This window comes from Variovorax sp. P4_D9 (assembly GCF_056401695.1).
This window is the reverse complement of record NZ_JBFUIU010000044.1, coordinates 1-25,296: the sequence shown is the minus strand read 5'-3', so window position 1 is coordinate 25,296 and position 25,296 is coordinate 1. Positions and strand designations below refer to the sequence as shown.

24 protein-coding genes and 1 pseudogene are annotated in these 25,296 nt (G+C 67.9%); 17 read left to right on the top strand and 8 right to left on the bottom strand.

Annotated elements, in window-relative coordinates:
- Both AC1DY5_RS07575 and AC1DY5_RS07570 read right to left on the bottom strand, forming a co-directional pair.
- Positions 1–341: pseudogene (locus AC1DY5_RS07575) on the bottom strand (sulfite exporter TauE/SafE family protein); the annotation flags it as partial.
- A 15-nt stretch (positions 342–356) separates the two neighbouring features.
- On the bottom strand, positions 357–1,343 hold the full coding sequence (locus AC1DY5_RS07570; RefSeq protein ID WP_478110328.1) for a Bug family tripartite tricarboxylate transporter substrate binding protein: 987 nt from the start codon (positions 1,341–1,343) through the stop codon (positions 357–359).
- A gap of 124 nt (positions 1,344–1,467) precedes the next feature.
- Between AC1DY5_RS07570 and AC1DY5_RS07565 the strand changes: the two genes are divergently transcribed.
- On the top strand, positions 1,468–2,187 hold the full coding sequence (locus tag AC1DY5_RS07565; RefSeq protein ID WP_478110326.1) for a GntR family transcriptional regulator: 720 nt from the start codon (positions 1,468–1,470) through the stop codon (positions 2,185–2,187).
- A gap of 24 nt (positions 2,188–2,211) precedes the next feature.
- Here the strand turns inward: AC1DY5_RS07565 and AC1DY5_RS07560 are convergent, their stop codons facing one another.
- Positions 2,212–3,243 carry a LacI family DNA-binding transcriptional regulator gene (locus tag AC1DY5_RS07560; RefSeq protein WP_478110324.1) on the bottom strand — a complete coding sequence of 344 codons (1,032 nt, stop codon included), beginning with the start codon at positions 3,241–3,243 and terminating at the stop codon, positions 2,212–2,214.
- A 143-nt stretch (positions 3,244–3,386) separates the two neighbouring features.
- Here AC1DY5_RS07560 and AC1DY5_RS07555 point away from each other — a divergent pair, with 143 nt between their 5' ends.
- The 6 genes from AC1DY5_RS07555 to AC1DY5_RS07530 all read left to right on the top strand — a co-directional run bounded on the left by AC1DY5_RS07555 (position 3,387) and on the right by AC1DY5_RS07530 (position 10,458).
- The gene (locus AC1DY5_RS07555; RefSeq protein ID WP_478110322.1) at positions 3,387–4,190 is read left to right on the top strand and encodes an SDR family NAD(P)-dependent oxidoreductase; all 804 of its coding nucleotides are present in this window, start codon (positions 3,387–3,389) and stop codon (positions 4,188–4,190) included.
- A 146-nt stretch (positions 4,191–4,336) separates the two neighbouring features.
- Entirely contained in the window at positions 4,337–5,371 is a 1,035-nt protein-coding gene (locus AC1DY5_RS07550; protein WP_478110320.1) for a TRAP transporter substrate-binding protein, read from the top strand.
- Positions 5,371–7,251, top strand: coding sequence for a TRAP transporter large permease (locus AC1DY5_RS07545; protein ID WP_478110318.1), 1,881 nt, complete (start codon positions 5,371–5,373; stop codon positions 7,249–7,251). Before AC1DY5_RS07550 ends, AC1DY5_RS07545 begins: the two co-directional genes overlap by 1 nt.
- A 44-nt stretch (positions 7,252–7,295) precedes the next feature.
- Positions 7,296–7,835 (top strand): VOC family protein, encoded by a 540-nt coding sequence (locus AC1DY5_RS07540; protein ID WP_478110315.1) that lies wholly within the window; start codon positions 7,296–7,298, stop codon positions 7,833–7,835.
- Positions 7,832–9,118, top strand: a complete 1,287-nt coding sequence (locus AC1DY5_RS07535) for a ribulose-bisphosphate carboxylase large subunit family protein (protein WP_478110311.1) — start codon at positions 7,832–7,834, stop codon at positions 9,116–9,118. Before AC1DY5_RS07540 ends, AC1DY5_RS07535 begins: the two co-directional genes overlap by 4 nt.
- A 5-nt stretch (positions 9,119–9,123) precedes the next feature.
- Positions 9,124–10,458 carry a four-carbon acid sugar kinase family protein gene (locus AC1DY5_RS07530; protein WP_478110308.1) on the top strand — a complete coding sequence of 445 codons (1,335 nt, stop codon included), beginning with the start codon at positions 9,124–9,126 and terminating at the stop codon, positions 10,456–10,458.
- A gap of 36 nt (positions 10,459–10,494) precedes the next feature.
- Here the strand turns inward: AC1DY5_RS07530 and AC1DY5_RS07525 are convergent, their stop codons facing one another.
- Positions 10,495–11,265 (bottom strand): response regulator, encoded by a 771-nt coding sequence (locus AC1DY5_RS07525; RefSeq protein ID WP_478110306.1) that lies wholly within the window; start codon positions 11,263–11,265, stop codon positions 10,495–10,497.
- A 431-nt stretch (positions 11,266–11,696) separates the two neighbouring features.
- Between AC1DY5_RS07525 and AC1DY5_RS07520 the strand changes: the two genes are divergently transcribed.
- From AC1DY5_RS07520 to AC1DY5_RS07510, 3 genes are all read left to right on the top strand, one after another.
- Positions 11,697–13,004 (top strand): ATP-binding protein, encoded by a 1,308-nt coding sequence (locus AC1DY5_RS07520; protein WP_478110330.1) that lies wholly within the window; start codon positions 11,697–11,699, stop codon positions 13,002–13,004.
- A gap of 137 nt (positions 13,005–13,141) precedes the next feature.
- Positions 13,142–14,191 carry an alpha/beta fold hydrolase gene (locus AC1DY5_RS07515; RefSeq protein WP_478110304.1) on the top strand — a complete coding sequence of 350 codons (1,050 nt, stop codon included), beginning with the start codon at positions 13,142–13,144 and terminating at the stop codon, positions 14,189–14,191.
- Positions 14,192–14,202: 11 nt separating this feature from the next.
- Positions 14,203–15,996: a cytochrome c biogenesis protein DipZ gene (locus AC1DY5_RS07510; protein ID WP_478110302.1), complete on the top strand. Its 1,794-nt coding sequence runs from the start codon at positions 14,203–14,205 to the stop codon at positions 15,994–15,996.
- On the opposite strand, the gene AC1DY5_RS07505 is transcribed toward AC1DY5_RS07510, so the two are convergent.
- A complete protein-coding gene (locus tag AC1DY5_RS07505; protein ID WP_478110299.1) occupies positions 15,983–16,795 on the bottom strand; it encodes an alpha/beta hydrolase in 813 nt (270 codons plus the stop codon). The two genes, AC1DY5_RS07510 and AC1DY5_RS07505, sit on opposite strands and share 14 nt — an antisense overlap.
- A gap of 122 nt (positions 16,796–16,917) precedes the next feature.
- On the bottom strand, positions 16,918–17,604 hold the full coding sequence (locus AC1DY5_RS07500; protein WP_478110297.1) for a hypothetical protein: 687 nt from the start codon (positions 17,602–17,604) through the stop codon (positions 16,918–16,920).
- A gap of 245 nt (positions 17,605–17,849) precedes the next feature.
- On the opposite strand from AC1DY5_RS07500, the gene AC1DY5_RS07495 reads away from it, so the two are divergent.
- A complete protein-coding gene (locus AC1DY5_RS07495; RefSeq protein ID WP_478110295.1) occupies positions 17,850–18,827 on the top strand; it encodes a DMT family transporter in 978 nt (325 codons plus the stop codon).
- Here the strand turns inward: AC1DY5_RS07495 and arsC are convergent.
- Together arsC and AC1DY5_RS07485 are read right to left on the bottom strand one after the other, a co-directional pair.
- Positions 18,817–19,248 (bottom strand): arsenate reductase (glutaredoxin), encoded by a 432-nt coding sequence (gene arsC, locus AC1DY5_RS07490; RefSeq protein WP_478110293.1) that lies wholly within the window; start codon positions 19,246–19,248, stop codon positions 18,817–18,819. The two genes, AC1DY5_RS07495 and arsC, sit on opposite strands and share 11 nt — an antisense overlap.
- A gap of 51 nt (positions 19,249–19,299) precedes the next feature.
- Positions 19,300–20,274, bottom strand: a complete 975-nt coding sequence (locus tag AC1DY5_RS07485) for a LysR substrate-binding domain-containing protein (protein ID WP_478110291.1) — start codon at positions 20,272–20,274, stop codon at positions 19,300–19,302.
- A 158-nt stretch (positions 20,275–20,432) separates the two neighbouring features.
- On the opposite strand from AC1DY5_RS07485, the gene AC1DY5_RS07480 reads away from it, so the two are divergent.
- From AC1DY5_RS07480 to AC1DY5_RS07455, 6 genes are all read left to right on the top strand, one after another.
- Positions 20,433–20,972 (top strand): GAF domain-containing protein, encoded by a 540-nt coding sequence (locus tag AC1DY5_RS07480; protein WP_478110290.1) that lies wholly within the window; start codon positions 20,433–20,435, stop codon positions 20,970–20,972.
- Between the two features lie 36 nt (positions 20,973–21,008).
- The gene (locus AC1DY5_RS07475; protein ID WP_478110288.1) at positions 21,009–22,625 is read left to right on the top strand and encodes an FAD-dependent monooxygenase; all 1,617 of its coding nucleotides are present in this window, start codon (positions 21,009–21,011) and stop codon (positions 22,623–22,625) included.
- Between the two features lie 19 nt (positions 22,626–22,644).
- Entirely contained in the window at positions 22,645–23,043 is a 399-nt protein-coding gene (locus AC1DY5_RS07470; RefSeq protein WP_478110285.1) for a VOC family protein, read from the top strand.
- On the top strand, positions 23,040–23,849 hold the full coding sequence (locus tag AC1DY5_RS07465; protein ID WP_478110282.1) for an alpha/beta fold hydrolase: 810 nt from the start codon (positions 23,040–23,042) through the stop codon (positions 23,847–23,849). The genes AC1DY5_RS07470 and AC1DY5_RS07465 overlap by 4 nt, the downstream gene beginning before the upstream one ends.
- Positions 23,846–24,616: an ABC transporter ATP-binding protein gene (locus tag AC1DY5_RS07460; protein ID WP_478110280.1), complete on the top strand. Its 771-nt coding sequence runs from the start codon at positions 23,846–23,848 to the stop codon at positions 24,614–24,616. The genes AC1DY5_RS07465 and AC1DY5_RS07460 overlap by 4 nt, the downstream gene beginning before the upstream one ends.
- Positions 24,617–24,635: 19 nt before the next feature.
- A partial coding sequence (locus AC1DY5_RS07455; protein WP_478110278.1) for an ABC transporter permease occupies positions 24,636–25,296 on the top strand: 661 nt, incomplete at its 3' end.

Genomic DNA, 25,296 nt, shown 5'->3' with positions numbered 1-25,296 from the left:
CCCGAGAACATCACCAGCACGGTCACGCCGGCCATCAGGGCCCCGGCCGGCAGCCAGCGCAGCAGCAGTGCACCGGCGGCCGCGCCGCCGAGCGCGCCGGCGAGCAAAGGGATGCAGCGCAGAGCCAGGGCCGGCTCGCGCCGCAGCGGTCCCAGTGCCACCAGGGCCGGCAAGGCGAAGCCCAGCGACGCCGCGGCGATGGCCTGCGGCAGCGGCACGCCGCCCAGCTTGCTCAGCACCGGCACCAGCAGCACACCCCCGATGCCGCTGGCGCCAATCAGCCCGCCGGCCAGCAGCACGGCCGGCAGCACGATCCAGGCACCGGCCATCGTCATCAGCATCGGGGGCCTTCGTGCCTACTCGGCCTTGATGTTGGCGGCCTGCACCACGGCGCCGATCGCCTTGCGTTCCTTCGCCAGGTAGTCGGCGAAGGCGGGGCCGGAGATCAGCTGCGGCGTGACCGCGACCTCACCCAGCTTGCGGGCGATCTCCGGGTCCTTGAGCGCGGTGTCGAGCGCGGCCACCCAGGCCGCCGTCACGGCGGCCGGGGTGCCGGCGGGCGCCAGCACGCCGAGCCACGAGTCCATCTCGAGGCCCTTCAGTTCGGGTGTTTCGGCCAGCGCGGGAATCGTCAGTGCGCTGGGCGAACGGGCCAGCGAGGTGACGCCGAAGGCCTTGACCTTGCCGTCCTTGATGAAGGCCTGCGCCAGCGTCAGCGGCAGCACGGCCAGGTCGACCTGCCCGCCCGCGACATCGGTCAGCACCTGCGGACCCGACTTGTAGGGCACGTGCACGATATCGATGCCGGCGCGCTGCTTGAACATCTCGGCCGTGATGTGCAGCGAGGTGCCGACGCCGTCGGTGCCGAAGTTGAGCTTGCCGGGCTGCGCCTTGGCGAGCTGGATCAGTTCGGCCGCGTTGCGCGCCGGCAGCGCCGGCTTGCCGATCAGCACGAAGGGCGAGGTGCCGACGGTCGCCACCGGCACGAAGTCCTTGAAGGTGTCGTAGCGCACGGCCGAGGGCGCCACCAGCGGCGCGACGTTCAACGGGCTGGCGACCGCGAACAGCAGCGTATAGCCGTCGGCCGGCGACCGCGCCACCTTCTGGGTGCCGATGGTGCCGGCCGCACCGGCCACGTTGTCGATCACCACCGGCTGCTTGAGCAGCTCGCCGACCTTCGTCGTGATCAGGCGCGCGGTGGCGTCGACGCCGCCGCCGGCCGAGAACGGCACAATCAGCGAGATCGGCTTGTTCGGATAGCCCTGGGCCTGGACGGCACCGAAGGCGGCGCCCAGCGCGAGCGCGGTGGTGAGGGAGCGGAAGAAGCTTCGGGTTGCGGACATGTCGTTTCCTCGGTCGATGAATGAACGGAAAGAAAAGCACCCTGACGGTGCGAGATCATACTTGTTATGACAAGTTATAACAAGCCATGCAAACTGCATGCCAACCTGTGTCCTGGATTCCTTGATGCCTGAACTTCCGCAATCGCTGCATGCCCGGCTGCGCGACGCGCTGCGCGCGCGCATCCTCGACGGCCGCCTCCTGCCGGGGGCCAAGCTGCCCTCCGAAGCCGAGCTGACGGCCGAGCACGGCGTGAGCCGGATCACGGTCCGGCAGGCCCTCGGCGCCCTCCAGGCCGAGGGCCTGATCGTCAAGCTGCACGGAAAAGGTGCCTTCGTGTCCCATCCGAAGGCGGCCCAGAGCCTCAACCGCCTGCAAGGCCTGAACGAGGCGCTGGCGCTGGAGCAGCACGCGGTCAGCAGCAAGCGGCTGGCCTGGCGCGAAGTCAAGGCGCCGTCCGCCGTCGCGCGCCAGTTGCAGCTCGCGCCGGGCGAGAGCGTGTACCACCTGCAGACGCTGCGCTACCTGGACCGCGAGCCGCTGTCGGTCAACAGCTCGTACCTGCCCCGCTTCCTCGGCGAGAAGCTGGCGCGGGTGGACTTCTCGCAGCGCGACCTGATCGATGTCTTCGAGCACGAAGGCGGCCTGAAGATCGGCGAGGCCCAGCTCGAGATCGGCGCCGGCCTGGCGCGCCCGCAGGAGGCCAAGCTGCTGCAACTCGCGCCCGGCGCGCCTGTGCTGCAGGTCGAGCGGCTGCTGCACCTCGCGGGCGGCGGGCCGGTCCATGTCGAGACCGCGGTGTACCGCGCCGACACCTTCCGCTACAAGCTCAACCTGCGGCGCTGAAGACCCGGCAGACCGTGGCGAGCGCTAAGGCAGGTTCTCGCGAAAGATCACCTGGCTGCGCGTCGCCTCCACGCCGGACAAGGTGTCGCGCCTGTCGCGAAGGTTAGCGAAGATCCGCACGCAGTTCATCAGCGTCGCCTGCGGGCTCTGCGTGATCACCGCGTCCATGGTGCCGTCGATCAGCAGCCCGCGGGTGTCGGGCGTGAGGCCGTGCCCGACGAAGACCACCTTGCCGACACGACCAGCCTCCTTCAATGCCCGCGCGACGCCGTCGGCGGCGCCGCCGATGTTGTAGATGCCGGCCAGATCGGGATGCTGGTCGAGCAGCACGCGGGTCTGGCGATAGTTCTTGTGCGTGTCGTCATGGCCTTCGCGCAGGCCCACCACGTCGAGCGAATTGAACATCTCCTCGATAACGTGCAGGAAGCCGGCCTCGCGCTCCTGGTGCGCGGCATAACTCAGGCTGCCGGCGATCAGCGCCACCTTGGCGCGCCGGCTGCCGATGAAGCGGCCGATCAGGTAGCCCGCGGTGCGGCCGGCGGCCCTGTTGTCCAGCCCGATGTAGGCGGCGCGCTGCGAATTGGCCAGGTCGGAGATCACGGTGAGCACCGGCACGCCGCGCGCCGCCAGCGTGGCCACGGCTTCGCGCACCGCCGGGTGCTCGAGAGCCATCGTGACCAGGCCGTCGCTGCGCCGGCCATGCCGCAGCAGGGCGGCGGCCAGCACCTGCGGGTCGAAGCTCTCGACCAGTTCGGTCCGGCACTTGACGTTGAAGGGGGCCCATTGCTCGTGCGAATAGCCGACCATGTCGCCGAGCATGCTAATGAAGCGGCTGGTGCCCTTCGGCAGCAGGAAGGTGATGCGCAGCGGCGGCGGTGCGAGCCGGGCGTAGAGGTCGCCCTCGGGCAGATAGGCGAGTTCGGCCGCGGCCTTGAGCACCCGCTGCACGGTGGCCTGCCGGACGCCGAGACGCTGGTGAAGCACACGGTCGACGGTGGCGGTGGAGACGCCGGCGCGCAGCGCCACGTCGCTCACGCCGGGCAGCGAGCGCGCCATGCGGCCTCCTTCCGCCGGTCTTTCGGCGCCGCGGCAGTTCGATCAAATTCCATCAGAAATTCGGCTTCGTCGATCAAGGCGCCGAGCCTATCGTAGTTGCATTCCCGGCGCCAGGGCCGCGGATGACGACACAGGAAGAAGACATGGAGACAACGGAAAGAAGGCTCGAGGGCCGGGTCGCGATGGTGTTCGGCGCCGGCTCGATCGGCGACGGCTGGGGCAACGGCAAGGCGGCGGCAGTGGCCTATGCGCGCCACGGCGCGCGCGTGGTGGCGGTCGACCTCGAGCCCGAGGCGGCGGCCGTGACGCGGGACCTGATCCGCGCCGAGGGCCGCGACGCCATCTCGGTCGCTGCCGACGTGACGCGGTTGGCCGAAGTGCAGAACGCGGTGGACCGGGCCATCGCGCACTACGGCCGCATCGACGTGCTGCACAACAACGTCGGCATCACCTCCCAGGGCGGCCCGGTGGAAACCAGCGAGGACACCTGGGACCGCGTGATGGCGGTCAACGTCAAGAGCATGTTCCTGACCTGCAAGTGCGTGCTGCCGCTGATGGAGGCGCAGCAGGCCGGTGCCATCGTCAACATCGGCGCGCTCGGCGGCGTGCGCTGGACCGGCTACGCCTACTGCGCCTATGCGGCTTCGAAGGGCGCGGTCAATTCGCTCACGCAGAGCATCGCGCTGCAGTACGCGGCCAAGGGCATTCGCGCCAACTGCATCCTGCCCGGCGTGATGGACACGCCCCACATCTATGCCCAGATCGCGGGCTTCTACGCCAGCACCGACGAGATGGTGGCGGCCCGCAACCGCCTGTCGCCCACCGGCCGGATGGGCGACGGCTGGGACGTGGCCAACGCCGCCGTCTTCCTCGCCTCCGACGAGGCGCGCTACATCAATGGCGTGGAACTGCTGGTGGACGGCGGCCTGCACGCACGCTGCAACTGAGCCCTAGCGGCCGAGGGTTCTCACACACATCAAAATCCATCAGATTGCCGATTTGCGCGCCGGGCCCGCGACCCCTATGGTTCCGTCCGGGCGCAGCAAAGTCGGCTTTGGCGTCGCGCCACGAATACCAAACCAGGAGACAAGCCATGGACCATCCGATTTCCCGCACCCGCCGCGGCATTCTGCGCACCCTCTCAGTGCTGCCCGCCGCAGGCATCGCGAGCGCCTTCCCCCGCCTGGCGCAGGCGGCGGCGCCCGAGTTCGTCTTCAAGTACGGCAACAACCTGCCAGTCACGCATCCGCTGAACATCCGCGGCCAGGAAGCCGCCGCGCGAATCCTGGCCGAAAGCAATGGACGGCTGGAGGTCAAGGTCTTCCCCAACAACCAGCTTGGGGGCGACACCGACATGCTGGCCCAGGTGCGCAGCGGCGGCCTCGAGATCTTCAACCCCGGCACGATGGTCATCGCCACCCTGGCGCCGATCAGCGCGATCACCGCGGTCGGCTTCGCCTTCTCTAACTATGACCAGGTCTGGGGCGCGGTCGACGGCAAGCTGGGCGACAGCATCCGCGGCGCCTTCGCCAAGGCCGGGCTCCACACCTTCGAGCGCATGTGGGACAACGGCTTCCGCCAGGTCACGACCAGCACGCGGCCGGTGGCCACGGCAGCCGACCTGGGCGGCATGAAGATCCGCGTGCCGGTGAGCCCGATGGGCATCTCGATGTTCAAGTCGCTGTCGGCTTCGCCCACCAGCCTGCAGTTCAGCGAGGTCTATTCCGCGCTCCAGACTCGCGTGGTCGACGCCCAGGAGAACCCGCTGGCGATCGTGCAGACCGCCAAGCTCTACGAGGTGCAGAAGTACTGCTCCATCACCAACCACAGCTGGGACGGCTACCACATCGTGGTCAACGGCCGCGCCTGGCGCAGCCTGCCGGACGACCTGAAGACGATCATGGCCCGCGCCTTCAACGAGGCCGGGCTGCTGCAGCGCGACGACCTGCGCAAGCTCGACAAGACGCTGCAGGGCGACCTGGCCGCCAAGGGACTGGCCTTCAACAACGCCGATCCGCAGACCTTCCGCGAACAGCTGCGCAAGGCCGGCTACTACACCGAATGGAAGGGCAAGTTCGGCGACGAGGCCTGGGCGCTGCTCGAGTCATCGGTCGGCAAGGTGTCCTGATGCACGCCGGCGTGGTGGGGCTTCCCGCACAGGTGCCGGCGCGCGGGTGGCGATCGGCACTGGGTCCGCTGGACCACGGACTGGGCCTGATGGTCGAGACGCTGGCCGGCGCGCTGGTGCTGGCGGAAGTGGCCCTGCTGCTCTCCGGCGTGATCGCGCGCTATGTCTTCCATGCGCCGCTGGTATGGTCCGACGAGCTCGCCTCGATCCTGTTCCTCTGGCTGTCGATGCTGGGCGCCGTGGTGGCGCTGCGGCGCGGCGAGCACATGCGCATGACCGCCTTCGTCGCCAAGGCTTCGCCGGGCGCCCGGGCTTTCCTCGATGTCTTCGCGGTCGCGGCCGCGCTGGCGTTCCTGCTGCTGATCGCGCATCCGGCCTACGAGTACGCCTCCGAGGAGGCGGTCATCGTCACGCCGGCCCTGGAGATCAGCAACGCCTGGCGCGCCTTCGCGCTGCCGGTGGGCACGGTGCTGATGGCACTGATCTGCGTGCTCCGGCTGCTGCGCTTCGACAGCGGACGCACGGCAGTGCTCGCGCTGTGCTCGATGGCGGCACTGGTGCTCCTGCTCTGGCTCGCCGGTCCGCTGCTGATGCCGCTCGGCAAGCTCAATCTCGTGATCTTCTTCGTCGGCATCGTCGGCGCCTGCGTCTTCGCGGGCGTGCCGATCGCGTTCTCGTTCGCCCTGGCCACCTTCGGCTTCCTGGCGCTGACCACGCGCACGCCGATGCCGGTGATGGTCGGCCGCATGGACGAGGGCATGTCGCACCTGATCCTGCTGGCGATCCCGCTGTTCGTCTTTCTCGGGCTGCTGATCGAGATGACCGGCATGGCGCGTGCGATGGTCCAGTTCCTGGCGAGCATGCTCGGCCATGTGAAGGGCGGGCTGAGCTACGTGCTGATCGGCGCGATGTACCTGGTGTCGGGCATCTCGGGCTCCAAGGCGGYCGACATGGCGGCCATCGCGCCGGTGCTGTTCCCGGAAATGAAGAAGCGCGGCGCCAAGCCGGGCGACCTGGTGGCGCTGCTGGCGACCACCGGCGCACAGACCGAGACCATTCCGCCCTCGATCGTGCTGATCACGATCGGCTCGGTCACCGGCGTGTCGATCGCAGCGCTCTTCACCGGCGGCCTGCTGCCCGGGGTGGTGCTGGGCCTGGCGCTGTGCGCCGTGGTCTGGTGGCGCTACCGCGACGAGGACCTGAGCCTCGTGGAGCGCCATTCCCTGCATTCGGTCGGCCGCGCCTTCGCGATCGCGCTGCCGGCGGTGGCCCTGCCCTTCGTGATCCGCGCCGCGGTGGTCGAGGGCGTCGCGACCGCCACCGAGGTGTCGACCATCGGCATCGCCTACTCGGCGCTGGCCGGGATCCTGATCTACCGCCAGTTCGACCTCCGGCGGCTGCCGCGCATGCTGGTGGAGACCGCGACGCTGTCGGGCGCCATCGTCTTCATCATCGGCGCGGCGACCGCAATGGCCTGGGGCCTGACGCAGTCGGGCTTCGCTCAGGACCTGGCACAGGCGGTGGCAGCGCTGCCTGGCGGACGCTTCGCCTTCATCGTCGTGTCGCTGGTCGCCTTCGTGGTGCTGGGCAGCGTGCTCGAGGGGATTCCCGCGATCGTGCTGTTCGGCCCGCTGATGTTCCCGATCGCACGCGCGGTCGGCGTGCACGAGGTGCAGTACGCCATGATCGTCGTGCTGGCCATGGGCGTCGGCCTGTTCGCGCCGCCCTTCGGCGTCGGCTACTACGCGGCCTGCGCGATCGGCAAGGTGGATCCGGTCGAAGGCATCCGCCCGATCTGGGGCTACATGGCGGCGCTCGTCGTCGGCCTGCTGCTGGTCGCGGCCGTGCCCTGGATCTCCATCGGTTTCCTCAAGACCTGACGGCCCCCTGGCCGTCCCCCATTTCTTTTCCGGAGCAACAGACCATGAGCCGCTTTCTCGGCCAGATTCGCCAATTGGGCTATGTGGTGCACGACATCGAAGCCGCGATGGACCAATGGAGCCGCACGCTCGGCGTCGGGCCCTGGTTCTACAACCCGAAGGTGCCGATCGAGAACTACCGCTACCGGGGCGAGGCGCATGCGCCGCACAACTCGGTGGCGCTGGCCAACTCGGGCTTCGTGCAGGTGGAACTGATCCAGACCCGCAACGATGTGCCGTCGATGTACCGCGACTTCCTGCAGGCCGGCCGCACCGGGCTGCAGCACGTGGCCTACTGGACCGCGCACTACGACGACGACCTGGCGCGGCTGCGGGCGCAGGGCTTCGCCCCGGTGATGAGCGGCGAGGTGGGCGCGCAGGGCCGCTTCGTCTACTTCGACACCGAGTTCCATCCCGGCACCGTCATCGAACTGTCGGAGGTGGCCGGCCCGAAGGGCCGGATGTTCGACATGATTCGCCGCGCCTCCGAAGACTGGGACGGCCAGGACCCAGTGCGGCCCTTTCCCGACCTGACCCAGCTGTGAGCGGCGGCCACGAAGCGAGCGGCGATCGCCTGCGGGCGCGCTACCTGATCGAGACCCCGCTCGATCCGGCGGCCGTGGCCGAGGTCATGGCGGGCGAGCAGTCCTGCGGCACCTTCGCCCGCGTCGAAGGCGAGACCGATGCGCTGCGGCTGCGGGCCCGCGCCGCCGTGCTGGCGATCGAGGAACTCGAGCCGGTGCAGGCACCGAGCCTGCCCAACGCCTGGCTGTCGCGCAAGCAACGCGGCGGACCCTGGCGGCGGGCCCACATCGACATCTCCTTCCCGATCGCCAACATCGGCGTCAACCTGCCGACCCTGGCCGCCACCGTGGCTGGCAACCTCTACGACCTCGGCGAAGTGACCGGGATGCGGCTCGAAAGCTTGCAGCTCCCTGCGGCCTACCGCAGCCGCTTCGAACTGCCGCAGGTGGGCATTGCCGGCACCCGCCGCGCCACCGGCGTCGCCGCGGGTGCGCTGATCGGCACCATCGTCAAGCCCAATGTCGGCTTCTCGGCCGCCGAGACCGCCGAGCTGGTCGCCCGGCTGTGCGCGGCCGGGGTCGATTTCATCAAGGACGACGAGGTCTGCGCGAACCCCGACCATGCGCCGCTAGCCGAACGGGTGCCGGCGGTGATGGCGGTCGTGCGTGCGCATGCGCAGCGCAGCGGCCGGCAGGTAATGGTGGCCTTCAACATCACCGACGAGGCCGATGCGATGCGCCACCACGCCGATCTGGTGCTGCGCGAGGGCGGCAGTTGCGTCATGGCCAGCCTGACCTGGTGCGGCTTCTCCGCCGTGCAGGCGCTGCGCCGCCACACGCCGCTGGCGCTGCACGGGCACCGCAACGGCTACGGCGCAATGTCCCGGCATCCGGCGTTGGGCTTGGGCTTCCAAGCCTACCAGGCGCTGTGGCGGCTGGCCGGCGTCGACCACATGCACGTGCACGGGCTGCAGGGCAAGTTCGCCCAGGACGACGCCGAGGTGATCGCCTCGGCGCACGACTGCCTGGCGCCGCTGACCCCGGCGCTCGACGACCGCGTCATGCCGGCCTTCTCGTCCGGCCAATGGGCCGGCACCGTGCCCGCCACCTGGCAAGCCGTCGGCCGCGACGACCTGCTCTTCATGTCGGGCGGCGGCATCCTCGCGCATCCGATGGGCCCGTCGGCGGGCGTGGCCAGCATCCGCCAGGCCTGGGCCGCGGCGCGCGCCGGCACGCCCCTCGAGGAAGCGGCCCGACAGGCTCCGGAGCTCGCTGCCGCCTTGTCCTTCTTCTCGAAGGCCTGACACCGATGGACGAGCCCGCCCCGGCGCCGCGCATCGCCTTCTATGGCGACGACTTCACCGGCGCCACCGACACGCTGGCGACGGCAGCGCAGGCCGGGCTGCGCAGCCGGCTCTTCCTGCGTCTGCCGACGCCGGCGCAGCTGGCGCGCGCCGGCCCGCTGGACTGCCTGGGCCTGGCCGGCGCGGCGCGCGCGATGACGCCGTCCGAGATGGCGGTCGAACTCGCGCCGGTGGCCGATTTCTTCCGCGTGTCCGGTGCCCGGCTGCTGCATTACAAGGTCTGCTCGACTTTCGACAGCGCACCCGGCACCGGCAACATCGATGCCGCTGTCCGCGCGCTGCTGCCGGCCTCCGGCCACGCCTGGGCCGCGATCGTCGGCGGCCAGCCGAACCTCGGTCGCTACTGCCTGTTCGGCAACCTGTTCGCCTCGGCCGGCAGCGGCGGCGAGGTGCATCGCATCGACCGCCATCCGACCATGAGCCGGCATCCGGTCACGCCGATGCACGAGGCCGACCTGCGCCGTCACCTGGCCTTGCAGGGTCTGAATGCCGTGCTCGTTCCCTGGCCGACCTACGCGCAGGGCGGCGACGCCATGCGCGCCCGGGTGGCGCAAGTGCTGGCCGGCGGGCCGCGCGCCCTGCTGTTCGATGTCGGCGAAGAGCGAGACCTGGAGGTGATCGGCGCCGAGTTGGACCGCCACGCCGCCGAAGCGCCGCTTCTGGTGGTCGGAAGCAGCAGCGTGATGCGCGCCGCGGCTGCGCATCCGGCAGCCGGTCGGCCGACGCTCGGTAGTTCCGGCGCGCCGCCGGTGGAGATCGGCCCGGCGCGCGGCCCGGTGCTGGTGCTCGCCGGCAGCCTGTCGCCGATCACGGCCCGTCAGGTGGCGGCCGCCCGCTCCTACGACAAGGTTCAGCTGGACCCGCGGCGCCTCGTCGAGGCGGACGGCGCGGCGCTGCGGGCCTGTGCTCGCGACCTGTCGGCGCGGCTCTCGCAGGGTCGCCACGTGCTGGCCTGCACCGCGCTGGCGCAAGGAATGGAGGGTGCCCGGTCGGCGCTGCCGGCACGCGCGGTCGCCGAAGCGACGGCGGCCCTGCTCGCCGCAGTCCTGGCCGATACGCCGCTCGGCCGCGTCGGCATCGCCGGGGGCGACACCTCCAGTCACGCGGTGCAGGCGCTCGACGCCTGGGGCTTGTCCTTCCACGGCGCGCTGGCCCCCGGCGTGCCGTTGTGCCGCCTGCACAGCGACCGCGCTTCGCTGGACGGCCTGGAGCTCATGCTGAAGGGCGGACAGATGGGTGGGGAGGGTTTGTTCGAGATGCTGATCTCGGGGCAGGGATGACAGCGTCTCGCCGCGTCGCGGCCGGGTTGGGGAAGGTCAGGGCTGGACCATGCGCCCGCCCTTCGCATCGACGCGCGCCTCCACCGCCGAGGCGAACACATAGCCCTCGCTGCGCACGGTCTTGATGTACCTCGGCTCGCGCGCGACATCGCGCAGGCGCTGGCGCAGCCGGCTCACGAGCAGGTCGATGGAGCGTTCGAAGAGTTCCGCCTCGCGGCCCTGCGTGAGATTCAGCAGCTGGTCGCGGCTCAGCACGACCTGCGGGTGATCGAGGAAGACGCGCAGCAGCCGGTACTCGGCACCGCTGAGCGCCACCATCGTGCCGTTGTCGTCGAGCAGGTGGCGCGCGGTGGTGTCGACTCGCCAATCGCCGAAGGCCAGCATCGGCGCCGCTTCGGTCGCATGCATGTTCGGCGGCAGCATGCGGGTGCGGCGCATCACGGCGCGAATGCGTGCGAGCAGCTCCCGCGCCGAGAAGGGCTTGGCCAGGTAGTCGTCGGCGCCCATCTCGAGGCCGAGGATGCGGTCGGCCTCTTCGCTGCGCGCCGTGAGCATCAAGATCGGCGTGGCCTTGTACTTGCCGGTGCGAAGGTCGCGACACAGCGTGAGGCCGTCTTCACCCGGCAGCATCAGGTCGAGAATGATCAGGTCGAACGGGCCCGAGGTCTCCAGCGCCGCGCGCATGTGGCGGCCGGTCGGGACCGAGGTCACGCGCAGGCCGTTCTTGACCAGGTAGGTGGTGAGCAGCTCGCGGATCTCGCGATCGTCATCGACGATGAGGACGTGATCGGAAGGAGGTGTGTTCATGGCCTGAAATGTAGTTCGTCTACCCTGCAGGCGTCCTTCACCTTTGTATGTCCACGTATCCGGCGCCGAGCCACACGACACTCGTTGCGCAGAGAGCCCCCTCACGGGCCGGCGATGCGAGGGACATTGAAATTTAGTGTCTCGAATCACGCCCCGGATACAGAGGCATACGCCGCAGGCATCGTCCAAGGGGTTCGCGGCAAAGAATCGCAGCATTGGTCTTTGTTCCCTGATGTCGCGTCGAGACGGCTGACGACTAGCATCAGAAGACCAGCTCCCATCAGCCCTCCACCCTCTCCCTCCCTCCGGGGTCTATAAACCATGCCATGACCCATCCAGCGAGCCGCCCTCCAGGCCTCATCCATGAGATTGCGCGTCCCTCCGCGGATGCGGCCAGCGTGGCGCCAGCCTCCGCGAGCGGCTGGCGGCGAATGGTTCCGCGCTCGCTGTTCGCGCGCGTCACGCTGATCATCGTGATCGGCTTGGCCATTGCCCAGTTGCTCACCTTCGCGGCGATCCGCTACGAACGCGGGATGGCGATGCGCGAACTGATGATGACCGGCATCGAGCGCGACATCGCGAGTTCCATCGCCATCCTCGACCGGCTGCCCGCGGCCGAGCGTGCAGGCTGGCTGGCGCGGCTGGAGCGACGCAACTACCGCTTCATGCTGGGCGGCAGCGTGACGGGCGCGGCACCTGCGTCGCCATCTTCGCAGGAGCTCTCGGCCGCCATTGTCACTGCGCTGCGGCCCTTCGAGGTCGTGAAGGTGGCGCAGGCGGGCGATACCCAGGACAGCCTCCGGATGCAGGTCAACCTGTCGGATGGCAGCCACGTGATCGTCGACGCCCGGCGCGTCGGCATGCCGGTGTCCGATTGGGTCATGTGGGTGCTGCTGGTCCAGCTCGCGGTGCTGGCAGGCTGCGCGTGGTTCGCGGTCCGCCTGGTGACGCGGCCGTTGGCGCGGCTCGCCGCGGCGGCCGACGGCCTCGGCCCCGACCTGAACGCGCAGGCCCTGGTCGAAGGGGGGCCCACCGAGGTCGCACACGCTGCGCGCGCCTTCAACGCCATGCAGCGAAGAATCGCCGGCTACATGTCCGAGCGGGTCGAGATCCTTGCGGCCATCTCGCATGATCTCCAGACTCCCATCACCCGCATGCGGCTGCGCACCGACCTGATGGAGAACGAGAAGGACAAGGTCAAGTTCAGGCACGACCTTGACGAGATGAACGCACTGGTGCGGGAAGGCGTGACCTATGCGCGCACCCTGCACGGAACCAAGGAGCCGCCCTGCCGGATCGACGCCGATGCGCTGTTCGAGAGCATGGTGTCGGACTACGAGGATTCCGGCCAGCCGGTGTATCTGGAGGGACGGATCGACGAGCCCATCGTGACGCGACCCAACGCGCTTCGCCGAATCCTGGTCAACCTGGTCGACAACGCTTTGAAGTTCGGCAGCGACGTGCGCATCCGGGTGCGGCGCGACGGGGACCGGCTCACGGTCTCGGTTCTCGACAACGGACCCGGCATACCGCCCGACCAGCTCGAAGCGGTGCTCAAGCCCTTCTATCGCGTGGAGGGCTCGCGCAACCGAAGCACGGGCGGCACCGGCCTGGGCCTCGCGATCGCGCATCAGCTTGCGAGCGCGATGGCAGCTCAGCTGAGCCTGCACAACCGCAGCGAAGGCGGACTCGAAGCACGATTGATGATCGGCACGCAAGCCCAGACCACGCCAGACTGAGCCGCCGCTTTGTATTCGCGTGTATCTGGCGAATTCGAGGTACACGCCCATACCAAAACGCCCCTGCGTCGACACATGCCGAACACATGCGGGGATTCCAATGAGCCACATCACTCCAGCTCATACGAAGGAAGCTCATGTCCGACTCACTCAATCGCCAACGTCGCCTCTTCCTGGGAAGCGCAGTCGCCGGCGTCGCCGCAGCAGAAATGGCTTTCATGGGTTCGGCCCTTGCACAAGGCCAACCCGTGACGGCGCCCGCCTCGACAGCATCGGGCACAGCGCAGCAACTCGGCCCGATCAAGCAGATCAAGGCCGGCGAACTCGATGTCGGCTACTATGAAGCCGGCCCCGCCAACGGCATTCCGGTGCTGCTGATGCACGGCTACCCCTACGACATCCACAGCTATGCCGAGGTCGCGCCGATCCTTGCCGCACGCGGCTGCCGCGTGATCGTCCCGCACCTGCGCGGCCACGGCAGCACGCGCTTTCTCGACAGGGCGAACCCGCGCTCGGCGCAGCAATCGGCCGTGGCGCTGGACCAGATCGCCCTGCTCGATGCGCTCAAGATCGACCGCGCCGTGATGGTCGGCTACGACTGGGGCGCACGCACCGCCTGCATCATCGCGGCGCTCTGGCCGGAGCGCTGCCTGGGACTGCTGTCGGTCGGCGGCTACATCATGACCAACCTGCCGGCCAACAAGATGCCGCTGCCGGCCAAGGCCGAGCATGAGTGGTGGTATCAGTTCTATTTCGCGACCGAGCGCGGCCGCGCCGGCCTGGAAGCCAACCGCAAGGACATTGCGCGCATCCTGTGGACGACCAATTCACCGATGTGGAACTTCGACGAAGCGACCTTCCAGCGCACTGCGGCGTCGTTCGACAACCCCGACTACGTGGCGATCGTGATCCACAACTACCGGTGGCGCCTGAGCCTCGCGGACGGCTTCCCGAAGTACGCTGCGATGGAGGGGCAACTCGCCACGCTGCCGGTGATCTCAGTCCCCACCATCACGATGGACGGCGATTCGAACGGCATCGTCCCGCCCTCGGACGGCAAGGCCTACGCCTCGAAGTTCAGTGGCCCGCGCACGCACCTGATCGTGAAGGCCGGCCACAATGTGCCGCAGGAAACGCCGCAGGTCTTCGCCGATGCGGTCTGGACACTGGCGTCTGCGCGCGGCTGAGCGAAACCACCATGTTCATCCTGATCGTCGCCYACCTGGGCGGAGTGCTCACCATCCTGAGCCCGTGCGTGCTGCCGGTGCTGCCCTTCGTGTTCGCGCGTGCCGATCGACCGTTCCGCTCGCATGGCCTGCCGATGCTGGCGGGCATGGCGGCTGCGTTCGCTGCCATCGCGACGCTGGCCGCGGTGGGCGGCGGCTGGGTGGTCACGCTTAACCAGTACGGCCGCTACGCGGCGATTGCCATGCTCGCGATGTTCGGCGTCACGATGCTGTTTCCTGCGCTGGCCGATCGGCTGAGCCAGCCCTTCGTGGCGCTCGGCAATCGGCTCGCCGAGGCACCTTCGGAATCGAAAGCTGCGCGCGCCTCGATCTTTTCGCCGCTGCTGCTGGGCGTCGGCACCGGCATGCTCTGGGCGCCCTGCGCCGGGCCGATCCTCGGCTTGATCCTGACCAGTGCGGCGCTCAACGGTGCCAGCGTCGGCACGTCGCTGCTGCTGCTGGCCTACGCGGCCGGCGCCTGCACCTCGSTGGCGGCGGCCCTGCTCTTCGGTGGACGCCTGTTCTCGATGATGAAGGGCACGCTCTCGGCCGGCGTCCTGATCCGGCGGTGCGCGGGCGCGGCGGTCCTGGTCGGGGTCGCAACGATCGCGCTCGGCCTCGACACCGACGTGCTCAGCCGGCTTTCGTTCGGGTCCACCACGGCACTGGAGAAATCACTGGTCGAGAGAATCGAGATGAACCGATCAAGCACACAGGGCCCGAGTTCGGCCGTCCGGCCCGAGAAGGCTGAATTCATCCTCGCTGCGGCAACGGCGCCGCCCCCCGCCTCGGGGCAACTCCCGTCGGAAGGGGTCTTCCCCTCGCTCGACGGCGCGACCGGGTGGATCAACTCCGTCCCGCTGACAGCCGAAGGCCTGCGCGGCAAGGTGGTGCTGGTCGATTTCTGGACCTACTCGTGCATCAACTGCCTGCGAACCGTGCCCTATCTTCGGGCATGGGCGGAAAAATACCGGGACGCGGGGCTGGTGGTCGTCGGCGTTCATACGCCCGAGTTCGCCTTCGAGAAGCGAACGTCGAACGTGATCAAGGCAACGAACGACCTCGGCATCGAATTTCCGGTCGCCACGGACAACAACTTCGCCGTCTGGCGCGCGTTCAGGAATCAGGCCTGGCCTGCGTTCTACTTCATCGATGCGAAGGGGCAGATCCGCCACCACCAATTCGGAGAGAACCAATACGAGGAAGCGGAAGAGGTCATTCAACAACTGCTGACAGAGGCCGGGCAGACTCGCGTGCCGGCCCATTTCGTCACCCCGAAGGGCCAAGGCACGCAGGCCGCCGCAGGACCTTCGCCGGCACAGTCCGAGGAAACCTACCTCGGCCACCAGCGCACCCACAACTTCGCCTCGCCCGGCGGCATCGCGCGAGACCGCGCCAAGGACTACCAGCTCGCTGCGGCGCTTCGCACCGACCAATGGTCGCTGGGCGGCAACTGGACAGTGGAGGGCGATCGCGCCGTGTTGAACCAAGTCGACGGCCGCATCGCCTATCGCTTTCAGGCGCGCGACCTGCACCTGGTGCTGGGCCCCTCGGCAGACGGCAAGCCCGTGCGCTTCAGGGTGCGCATCGACGGCAAGGCGCCACTGGCGGACCATGGTTTCGACACCGATCCGGAGGGCAACGGCACGATCGACCGCGAGCGCCTCTACCAGTTGGTGCGCCAGGCAGCCGGCGGCAAGAGCCGCTTGTTCGAGATCGAATTCCTCGACCCGGGCGCACAAGCCTACGCGTTCACCTTCGGGTAGGTGGATCGGTCTCGCCGAGCAGGAACTCGATGGCGCTGCGCCACCAGGCATCGTCCACGTACCGGATCCAGTCGTTGTGGTCGGCGGCCCGGACCACCTCGAGCCGCTTGGGCCCGGGCAACGCTTCGTACAGCGCCGTGCCGAAGCGGGCGGGAATGATGCGATCGCGCTCGGCGACGGCCACCAGCACGGGGCGGCCGATCGTCGCGAGGTGGGCGGCGCTGTCGTAGCGATCGTGCAGCAGCCAACTCACCGGCAGCCACGGATAGTGGTGGGCCGCGACGTGTTCGAGGGTGTCCCACGGCGTGATGAGCATCAGGGCCGTGACGTTCTCGCGTTGACTCACGGCCGCCGCGGACGCCACGCCGGCGCCCAGTGATTCGCCGACGAGCAACAAGGGCGGGCCGTGCAGCCGATSCGCCAGCGCAATGGTCTGCGCGGCATCCCCGACCAGGCTGCGCTCGCCCAACGCACCGTCGCGCGGTCCGTAGGCCGGGTATTCGGCCAGGATCACGCGCAGCCCGAGTCGGGTGAGCGCTGTGGCGTAGTAGCCGCGATGCCCGGCATGACCCGCATTCCCGTGGAACACGAGGACCGTGCCCCGCGCAAGTCCCACGGGCTTCGCCACCAGGCCCCGAAAGTCGTCATCGGCCGGCCAGGCGGCGAGTCCGGCGGAGACCATCTCGGCGCCTTGCGCCTGGGCGGGGTGGTAGAGAAGGCGGTCCTGAAACATGGCGGGCGCTGCCAACGCGATCGCGCAGGCGGTGGCGAGCCAAAGCATGATCGCGGCGGGTTTCATCCTCGTTTGGTACGGAGCTTCGACGGTGGATCATCGTTTGGCGAAAACGATGCGCTGTCAACCCGCAGAGCGTCAGGGCCGCGCCGCGGATTTGGCCGTGAGGGATGACCCTCCGTCGCCCGTCAGTTCACGGCGAAGCAATAGAGCAGGCCATCACCGCCCGTTCCACGCAGCGCCTGCGGGCTGCAACCGCCGCGGGTCTGGTGCGACGAGTTCCAGGATGTGGACCAGGGGTCGGCCGTCGGTCCGGTGCGGTCGTGATGGCCCACGATGGCCACGCCCTCGGTGCCGCTGCGAGTCCAGTTGCCGCAGGTCATGTCCGTGTCGTTCGGCGAGAAGGCCGCTCCGTCGGCACGCGAGCCGGTCAGGATGTCGTGGCGAGTGTTCGCATCGTCACGGCCCTCGACGAGCTGGCCCTTTTCGTTCAACCCCGTCTGCTTGTTGATGTTGTTCACGCCGTGCAACTGGTCGACGTCACGGGCGACCACCACGCCCTTGGCGTTGCTCCAGGGCCCCTTGCCGATCCGGTCGCGAGCGTTCACCGTGGTCACGCCATCCCTGCCCTGGGTGCTCAGGTAGGCCCGCCATGTCTTGCCGCCCGCGCCCGCGTCAGCGGCCAGCTTCTGGCAGTGCTGGTCGGCGCCGGCGATCCCGCCCAGGTCCGCCCCCTTGCCGCCCCCCACGCTGGTGACGAAGAAACTCATCGGCCCACCAGCGCCACCGGACTGCTGCACGGCCGCACAGGCCGTGATGACGATCGGGAGGCCGATCACCGCTGCCCGCAAAGGCCAGGAGAAGCGTCTGGACATACTTTCCTCCGTTCGAAGTTGAAGGCTGCGCGAATTATGGGAGCTTCAGTTTCAATCTCCATAGGGTCAACCATCCCCCGAAGTCATCGTACAACGTGAAAGTACGACCGCGAATGGAACCCCATTTCGCCTCCACCGGGGCGCATAGACTCAGACAATTCCGGCGTTAAGTCATCGTACAACTAGGATAAAATGCACCGCTTCGGGGCGAGCAAGCGCCTCATCCCACGCCTCCGGAGCCCTGATTGCCGTCCCCCGCCCACCCCGTCCTGACCGACCGCAAGGTCGTCCTCCTGCTTGCCCTGTTCTGCTGCATGCTGTGGGGCAGTTCCTTCCCCGCCATCAAGAACGGCTACGCCATGTTCGGCATCGCGCCGGCCGACATCGCGTCGAAGCTGGTGTTCGCCGGCTGGCGCTTCGTGATCGCGGGGCTGTCGCTGGTGGCCTATGCCACCGTCAGCGGCAAGACTGTGCGCAGCCTCACGCCGAAGGCGTGGGCGCAGATCGCGCTGCTCGGGCTGACCCAAACCACGCTCCAGTACATGTTCTTCTATGTCGGCCTGGCCCACACTACGGGCGTCAAGAGCTCGATCATGAACGCCACCGGCACCTTCTTCAGCGTGCTGCTGGCGCACTTCATCTACCGCAACGATCGCCTGAGCTACGGCAAGGCACTGGGCTGCGCGGTGGGCTGCGCGGGGGTCATGATCGTCAATCTCGGCAGCGGGCTGGGCGGCCTGCACGCGTTCGACTTCACGCTGCTCGGCGAAGGCTTCGTGATCATCGCGGCCTTCGTGCTGGCGGCGGCCAGCATCTACGGCAAGCGCATTTCGCAGGGCATTGATCCGATCGTCATGACCGCTTGGCAACTGGCGATCGGCGGAGCCGCGCTGTTGGCGGCCGGCTACGCGATGGGCGGCGAACTGGGCAACTTCACGCCGGCATCCGCGGCACTGCTGGCCTACCTCGCGTTGCTGTCGTCGCTCGCGATCTCGATCTGGAGCCTGCTGCTCAAGTACAACCGCGTGAGCCTCGTCACCGCCTTCAATTTCATGGTCCCGGTGTTCGGGGCCCTGCTGTCGGCGGCCTTCCTGGGCGAGAGCGTGCTCGAGTGGCGCAACGGCCTCGCGCTGGTGCTGGTCTGCTACGGGATTTGGCTCGTGACCCAGGCCCCGCCGGCCGCGTCCGCAGGCGCAGTCGCGCTCGGGAGGATCAGGGCTTGACGATACGCCCGCCCTTCGCATCGACGACGGCTTCCCCGTCCTCCTTGGCGAAGGCACCCCGCTGCGGGCGCGGCAGGATGTCGAGCACCGCCTCGGAGGGCCGGCACAGGCGCGTGGCCAGCGGCGTCACGACGATTGGCCGGTTGATCAGGATCGGGTGCGCCAGCATGAAGTCGATCAATTGCTCGTCGGACCACTTCGGGTCGCCCAGCCCGAGCTCTTCATAGGGCGTGCCCTTCTGGCGCAGCAGCTCGCGCACTGGGATGCCCATGGYGGCGATCAGCCGCTTCAGCGTGGCGCGATCGGGCGGGTGCTTTAGGTACTCGATGACCGTGGGCTCCTCGTCCGTTTTGCGGATCAGTGCCAGCACGTTTCTCGAGGTACCGCAGGCGGGGTTGTGATAGATGGTGATGTTGCTCATGTCGATGGTTCCGTTGAGATTCTAAGAAGCGCCGTAGGCCGGCCCTGATCGTCACTGATCTCGATTCGCGCCGAGCCGGGTCGCGGCACTTCGGATGGCCGCCGCAAGCGAACGCACGGTGGGCTGCTGCGCGATGCTCTGCGACACGAAGAAGCTGACGGGCGGCAAGTTCCACGACAACTCGTAGGGCAGAGCGGCGGCGACTCCGCTCCTGGATAGCTCCGCCGCGACGTCCCGCGCGAGGATGGTGACCGCGTTGGGTTCGTGCCGCAGCACGGTCTCGATGCTCTTGAGCGACCAGGTCTCGACGATCGGCAGCGGCGGCTGGACGCCGGCGCCGAGGAACACCGCATTGAAGGTTCGCCGCATCGGCGTGTTCGGCGGCGGCATGATCCAGTCCAGCGCCGCCATGCGCCGCCAATCGAGCGGCTCCTTCGACAAGCGCGCGCGGCTGGCGGCCGGCACCAGCAGGCAGGGCACCTGCTGGTAGATGGCCTCCTGCATGATGTCGATGTCGACGTGGCCATGGATCGAGCGCCCGATGAAGCAGTCGAGCTCGCGCGCGCTCAGGGCCACCAGAAGCTCGTCCGTGGTGCCCTCCTTGGCGAGCACCGAGACCCGCGGCACCTGGCCCAGCAAGTGGGTGAAGGTGGCGTTCATGAGGGCCTCCGGAACGTGCGGCGTGATGCCGATGCGCACCCGCCCRATCAGGCCGGAGTCGATGGCCGCCAGCACCCGGGTCGTGGATTCCATGTCCGCCAGGGAAACCAGCGCGTAGTGAAGCACCGCCTCGCCCGCGGGCGTCGGCTTCAGTCCGCGCGCGCTCCGTACGAAGAGCTGCGTCATGAAGATGTCCTCGATCTCCTTGAGCGTCTTGGTGATGGCGGGCTGGCTCAGGCGCAACTCGAGCGCCACCGCACTCAATGTCCGATGCCGGCTTACGGCCTGCAGCAGTGCGAAGTGCCGCAGCTTCAGCCGGGTGAGCAGGGTGTGGCGGAGCTGATCCGTCCTGTCGTTGGAGGTCATCGGAGGAGAGGAAACGGCATAACCGGCCGGTTATACCTCTATCAGAAATTATGTCAAAACTGTGAAACAACGCTCCTAGACTTTCACTCATGTTCAGCGCACAACCCCGAAATCCAAGGCTGCGCGATGGGAATGCGATGAAGAAGACTGGAGAAGCGATGTTGCCGGTGTCCTTGTATTCGAATCTGTTCGACGTGATGGCGGAAGCCGGCAGCGTCGACGAGGCCATGCGCCGGATCGAGGCCTTCCTGCCCCTCGTGGCCGGGCCGGTCACCTTCAGCATCAACCTGAACGTGACGACCGCCGACGATCCGCGCAACGAGATCCAGCTCCAGCGCTTCTATTCGTCGAACGGCCGGGAGTTTCCGGTCGCCGGTCGCAAGCGCAAGCTGCTCTCGCAATGGACGAAGACCTTGTTCCTGGACGGACAGGTGTTCGTCGCGGAAGGTGGGGCGGCGTTGGCGGAAACCTTCGACGACTACGACCGGATGGCCCCGTTGGGCCTGAACGCGGTCATCAATATCCCGATCTTCCGTGGCGACCAGTGCATCGCGACCTTCAATGTCTTCGGCAAGCGGGGCCACTGGCTCGCGCACGAGGTGCTGGCCGTGCGGGTGCTGGCGATGCTCGCCGCCCGCTGGCTGGCTCCGGCCCGGGGTCTGAGCTACGCGCTGACCCCGACCCCTCCGTCCCACTGAATCGAACCGAACACCCCAACGAACCGAGGTAGCACCATGAGCAGCAAGGACACCGCCAGGAAAACAGCAGTCTTCATCGTCGGCGGAGGCCCGGTCGGCTTGTCGATGGCGATTCTCATGAATCGCTTCGGCATCGACTTCGTGCTGGTCGAACGCGCATCGACGACCACCGACCATCCGAAGGCCAGGGGCTGCTGGAGCCGGACGATGGAGATCTTCAGGCAGTGGGGCATCGAGGACAGGATGCGCGCGCGCGGCCTGCCCGACAACTCCGACATGTTCGCCTTCGTCGAGTCGATGGCGGGGCACGAATACGGCCGCACCACRCCCGAGGTCAACATCGGCCTTTCTCCCGCGTGGAAATGCATCCTGTCCCAGGACGCGGTCGAAGAAGAGCTGCTGGCCCTCGCGCAGGAGACCCGACTCGGCAAGATCCTCTACTCCACCGAGTTTCTCGACTACACCGAAGGCGAAGGCGGCGTGCAGGTCAAGGTGCGCGACCTGCGGACCGGAGAGGAAAGCAACTGGGACGCCAAGTACTTGATCGCGGCCGACGGCGCCGGCAGCAGCGTGCGCCGCGTCAGCGGCATCGACATGCGCGGTCCGTCGACGCTCGCGGTCATGGCCAACGAGTACTGGAAGGCCGACCTCTCGCGCATTCGCGGCGCCGCCAACACGGCCGCCTTCCGTGTCGTGCCGAAGGACCCTGCCCTGCCGATGGCGTCGGTGCTCAACACCAACGGCAAGGATCGCTGGCTTAGCCTGATCCAGATCGGCGTCGACAAGGACGAGCGGACCGGCGAGCGAAGCGACGCAGAGGTCGTCAGGCTGGCCCGGATCCACACCGGGATTCCCAACCTGGATGTCGCGGTGATCAACCGCTCCATCTGGCGACTCAGCCGCCAGGTGGCGAGCCGATTCAAGGAAAAGCGGGTCATCCTGGTCGGCGACGCCGCCCATCGCTTTCCGCCCAGCGGCGGCTACGGGATGAACTCCGGCATCCAGGACGCGCACAACCTGGCCTGGAAGCTGGACATGGTTCTCAAGGGAAAGGCAGCGCCGCGCCTGCTCGACAGCTACGACCTCGAGCGCCGGCCGGTCGCCGAATCGAATGCCGACTTCAGCTACTCGAACACCCTGCGCTTCCTGAAGACCGACGAGGCCTTCCGCTCCGGCAACATCGACCGGATCAACTTCTGGATCAAGGACACCGAGAACCACGTCCATAGCGTGGGCCAGAGCCTGGGCTTCAGCTACGACGAAGGCGCTCTGGTCCCGGACGGGACCGCGAAGCCCGCGCTGCGCACGCGCTACTACGAGCCATCGGATCGCCCCGGCGCACGCTTTCCCCACATCTGGCTCGACCTCGCACGCAAGAAGTCGACCCTGGACTGGTTCGACAAGTGCTTCGTGCTGGTGGTCGGGCTCAAGGCCGACGCCTGGAAAGAGGCGGCCACGGCGGTCGCCTCGAAGTTGGACATCGAGATCCAGGTGCGGCAACTCGAAACCGAAGTCGAGCGCGAGGGCTTGTTGCTGGGACTGCGCGGCGCGGTACTCGTACGGCCCGACGGCCACGTGGCCTGGCGCATGCCCTGGACCCCCTCCGATCCGGCCGCCGAGCTCGGCTCGGTGATGCAGAAGTTGCTGGCCTGACTCGAACCAAGGAACCACCATGCCTGTCAGTGCGCTCCATCACTACACCCTGCGATGCACGGAGTCTGAACTCGACGCACTGCTCGAGTTCTACACGAAGCACATGGGCCTCGCGAACGGTCCGCGTCCGATCATTCCCTTTCCCGGCTACTGGCTCTACAGCCAGGGCCAGCCGATCGTGCATCTGGCCGCCTTCCTCGACGCCCCCGCCGACAGCCACACGGGGCCGCTCGACCACATCTCGTTTCGAGCCCACGGCCTGGCGCAGACGCGGGCCTATCTCTCGTCCCACGGTATCCCTTACGAAGAGGCGCCGGTGCCGGGATGGCCGCTGCACCAGGTGTTCGTGCGCGATCCCAAGGGCCTGAAAGTAGAACTCACTTTCTCCCTCGAAGAAGAAACCGGGCTCGAGCCATGACCGAATTCGCGCATGTCGACGGCGTGAAGACCGCTTACACGATGAGCGGGGATGGGCCGCCTCTGCTTCTTATCCACGGAGCAGAGGCGAGCCGCCACATGTTCGACGCGATCACGCCGCTGCTGGCGCCGCGCTTCACCGTCATCGCCTACGACCAGCGCGATTGCGGCGAGACCGAGGCGCCGCACAGCCCGGCGTCGCTTCGACTGCTTGCCGATGACGCGATCGCACTGATGAAGGCACTCGGCCTGCCGCGTGCACACATCTTCGGCAGTTCCTTCGGCGGCCGCGTGGCCCAGGTGATCGCGCTTCGCGCGCCGGCCATCGTCGATCACCTGATCCTCGGCAGCACCTGGGCGCTGCCGCAGTCGCTGGCCGAGGCCAACCCCGAAGGCAGCCGCCGCATCGCCGAACTGCGCGCCCGGCTGCCGGAGGCATCGGCGCAGCTGGCGGCCATGTTCATCCCCGAGGGCTACCTGGCGCAGCACCCGCAGCTGCTCGAACTCTTCGCGAGCCTCCAGCCGACGAGCGAGCGGTCCGCGCGCCGGGCGCTGGCCGTCGACGATCGCATGGAGGCCACGCTGTCGGCGATCGGTGCCAAGACCCTGCTGCTGGCCGGCGACGAGGACCGCGTGGTGCCCTCGCCACTGACCTTCGCGATGGCGGCCGAGATCGCTTCCTGCCGGACGCTGCTGCTCGAGGGCGTCGGCCACGCGACCTGCCTGCAGGCCCCCGCGGAGGTCGCGCGGGCCCTCACCTGCTTCATCGACGACAAGCTTCCCCGCCAAGGAGTCAACACACCATGAGCTACATCGAGATCAAGGGCTTGTCCAAGACCTTCGGACCACCGGGCCGCGATGGCGTGCTTGCGCTGCGCGACATCAGCTGTTCGATCGCGGAGGGCAGTTTCGTCTCCGTGGTCGGACCTAGCGGATGCGGCAAGAGCACGCTGCTTCGCATCATCGCGGGCCTGCTCGACTACACGCAGGGAAGCATCACCATGAACGTGCAGCCGATCCGCGGGACCCGGCGCGACGTCGGCGTCGTCTTCCAGAGCTCGATCCTGCTGCCCTGGCGATCGATCCTGGAGAACGTCATGCTCCCCGCCGAAGTCCTGGGCCTCGACATGAAGGCGGCGCGGCAGCGCGCCATGGAGTTGCTGCACATGGTGCGGCTCGAGGGCTTCGAGCACAAGCTGCCGCGCCAGCTTAGCGGCGGCATGCAGCAGCGGGCGTCGATTGCGCGCGCACTGCTGCACGATCCCAAGATCCTGCTGATGGACGAACCCTTCGGCGCGCTCGATGCCATGACGCGTGAGCAGATGAATCTCGAGCTGCAGCGCATCTGGAGCGAGAGCGGCAAGACCGTGATCCTCATAACGCATTCGATTCCGGAGGCGATCTTCCTGGGCGACGTGGTCTTCGTCATGACGCCGCGACCCGGTGCGCTCGATCGCGTCATCCGCGTCGATGTGCCGCGCCCTCGAACGATGGCCTCGATGAGCGCGCCGGCCTTCGCCGCCGTGGCGCGGGAGATCCGCGACATCTTCGACCACACCGGCTCGTTCGACTGACCACCCCAAGGAGTTCGGCATGTCCATTTCAAATCTCTCCGGCGCCGCGGCGCCGTCGCTGGCGATCGCCCGCAAGAACGGCAATCCCTCAAAGCTGATGCGCCTCGCGCGGTTGAACGGCGCCAGTTCGTTGATCCTGCTGGTCGCGCTGCTGGTCTTCTGGGAAGTCGGGGTTCGCGTCTTCAACGTTCCCAAGTTCCTGATCCCGCCTTTCAGCGACGTCATGGCGGCCCTGTGGCGCGGCCTCGCGACCGGACCGATGGCCAAGGACGGGCTCTGGTTCCACACCGCGATCACGCTCTCCGAAATCTTGCTGGGCTTCTTCATCGGCAGCGCCATCGGCCTGACACTGGGTGTCGCGATCTCGCAAATGGAGCGCGTCGAAGCGGTCCTGCAGCCCTATGTGGCCGCCTTTCAGAGCCTGCCCAAGGTGGCGGTGGCGCCGATCATCGTGATGTGGCTCGGCTTCGGCATCAGCTCCAAGGTGGCGATCGTCTGCATGCTGACCTTCTTCCCGGTGCTGGTCACGAGCATCGCGGGCTTCAAGGCGATCGAGCCGGACCGGATCGACCTGCTGCGCTCGCTGTCGGCCACACGCTGGCAGATCTTCACAAAGGCCAAGCTTCCGAGCGCGCTGCCCTACATCTTCGCCGGCCTGGACATGGCAGCAGCCTTTGCGG

Coding starts and splice junctions, on each gene's coding strand:
- AC1DY5_RS07570 (WP_478110328.1), bottom strand. CDS start 1,343: ATGTCCGCAACCCGAAGCTTCTTCCGCTCCCTCACCACCGCGCTCGCG.
- AC1DY5_RS07565 (WP_478110326.1), top strand. CDS start 1,468: ATGCCTGAACTTCCGCAATCGCTGCATGCCCGGCTGCGCGACGCGCTG.
- AC1DY5_RS07560 (WP_478110324.1), bottom strand. CDS start 3,243: ATGGCGCGCTCGCTGCCCGGCGTGAGCGACGTGGCGCTGCGCGCCGGC.
- AC1DY5_RS07555 (WP_478110322.1), top strand. CDS start 3,387: ATGGAGACAACGGAAAGAAGGCTCGAGGGCCGGGTCGCGATGGTGTTC.
- AC1DY5_RS07550 (WP_478110320.1), top strand. CDS start 4,337: ATGGACCATCCGATTTCCCGCACCCGCCGCGGCATTCTGCGCACCCTC.
- AC1DY5_RS07540 (WP_478110315.1), top strand. CDS start 7,296: ATGAGCCGCTTTCTCGGCCAGATTCGCCAATTGGGCTATGTGGTGCAC.
- AC1DY5_RS07530 (WP_478110308.1), top strand. CDS start 9,124: ATGGACGAGCCCGCCCCGGCGCCGCGCATCGCCTTCTATGGCGACGAC.
- AC1DY5_RS07525 (WP_478110306.1), bottom strand. CDS start 11,265: ATGAACACACCTCCTTCCGATCACGTCCTCATCGTCGATGACGATCGC.
- AC1DY5_RS07520 (WP_478110330.1), top strand. CDS start 11,697: ATGGTTCCGCGCTCGCTGTTCGCGCGCGTCACGCTGATCATCGTGATC.
- AC1DY5_RS07515 (WP_478110304.1), top strand. CDS start 13,142: ATGTCCGACTCACTCAATCGCCAACGTCGCCTCTTCCTGGGAAGCGCA.
- AC1DY5_RS07500 (WP_478110297.1), bottom strand. CDS start 17,604: ATGTCCAGACGCTTCTCCTGGCCTTTGCGGGCAGCGGTGATCGGCCTC.
- AC1DY5_RS07480 (WP_478110290.1), top strand. CDS start 20,433: ATGTTGCCGGTGTCCTTGTATTCGAATCTGTTCGACGTGATGGCGGAA.
- AC1DY5_RS07470 (WP_478110285.1), top strand. CDS start 22,645: ATGCCTGTCAGTGCGCTCCATCACTACACCCTGCGATGCACGGAGTCT.
- AC1DY5_RS07465 (WP_478110282.1), top strand. CDS start 23,040: ATGACCGAATTCGCGCATGTCGACGGCGTGAAGACCGCTTACACGATG.
- AC1DY5_RS07460 (WP_478110280.1), top strand. CDS start 23,846: ATGAGCTACATCGAGATCAAGGGCTTGTCCAAGACCTTCGGACCACCG.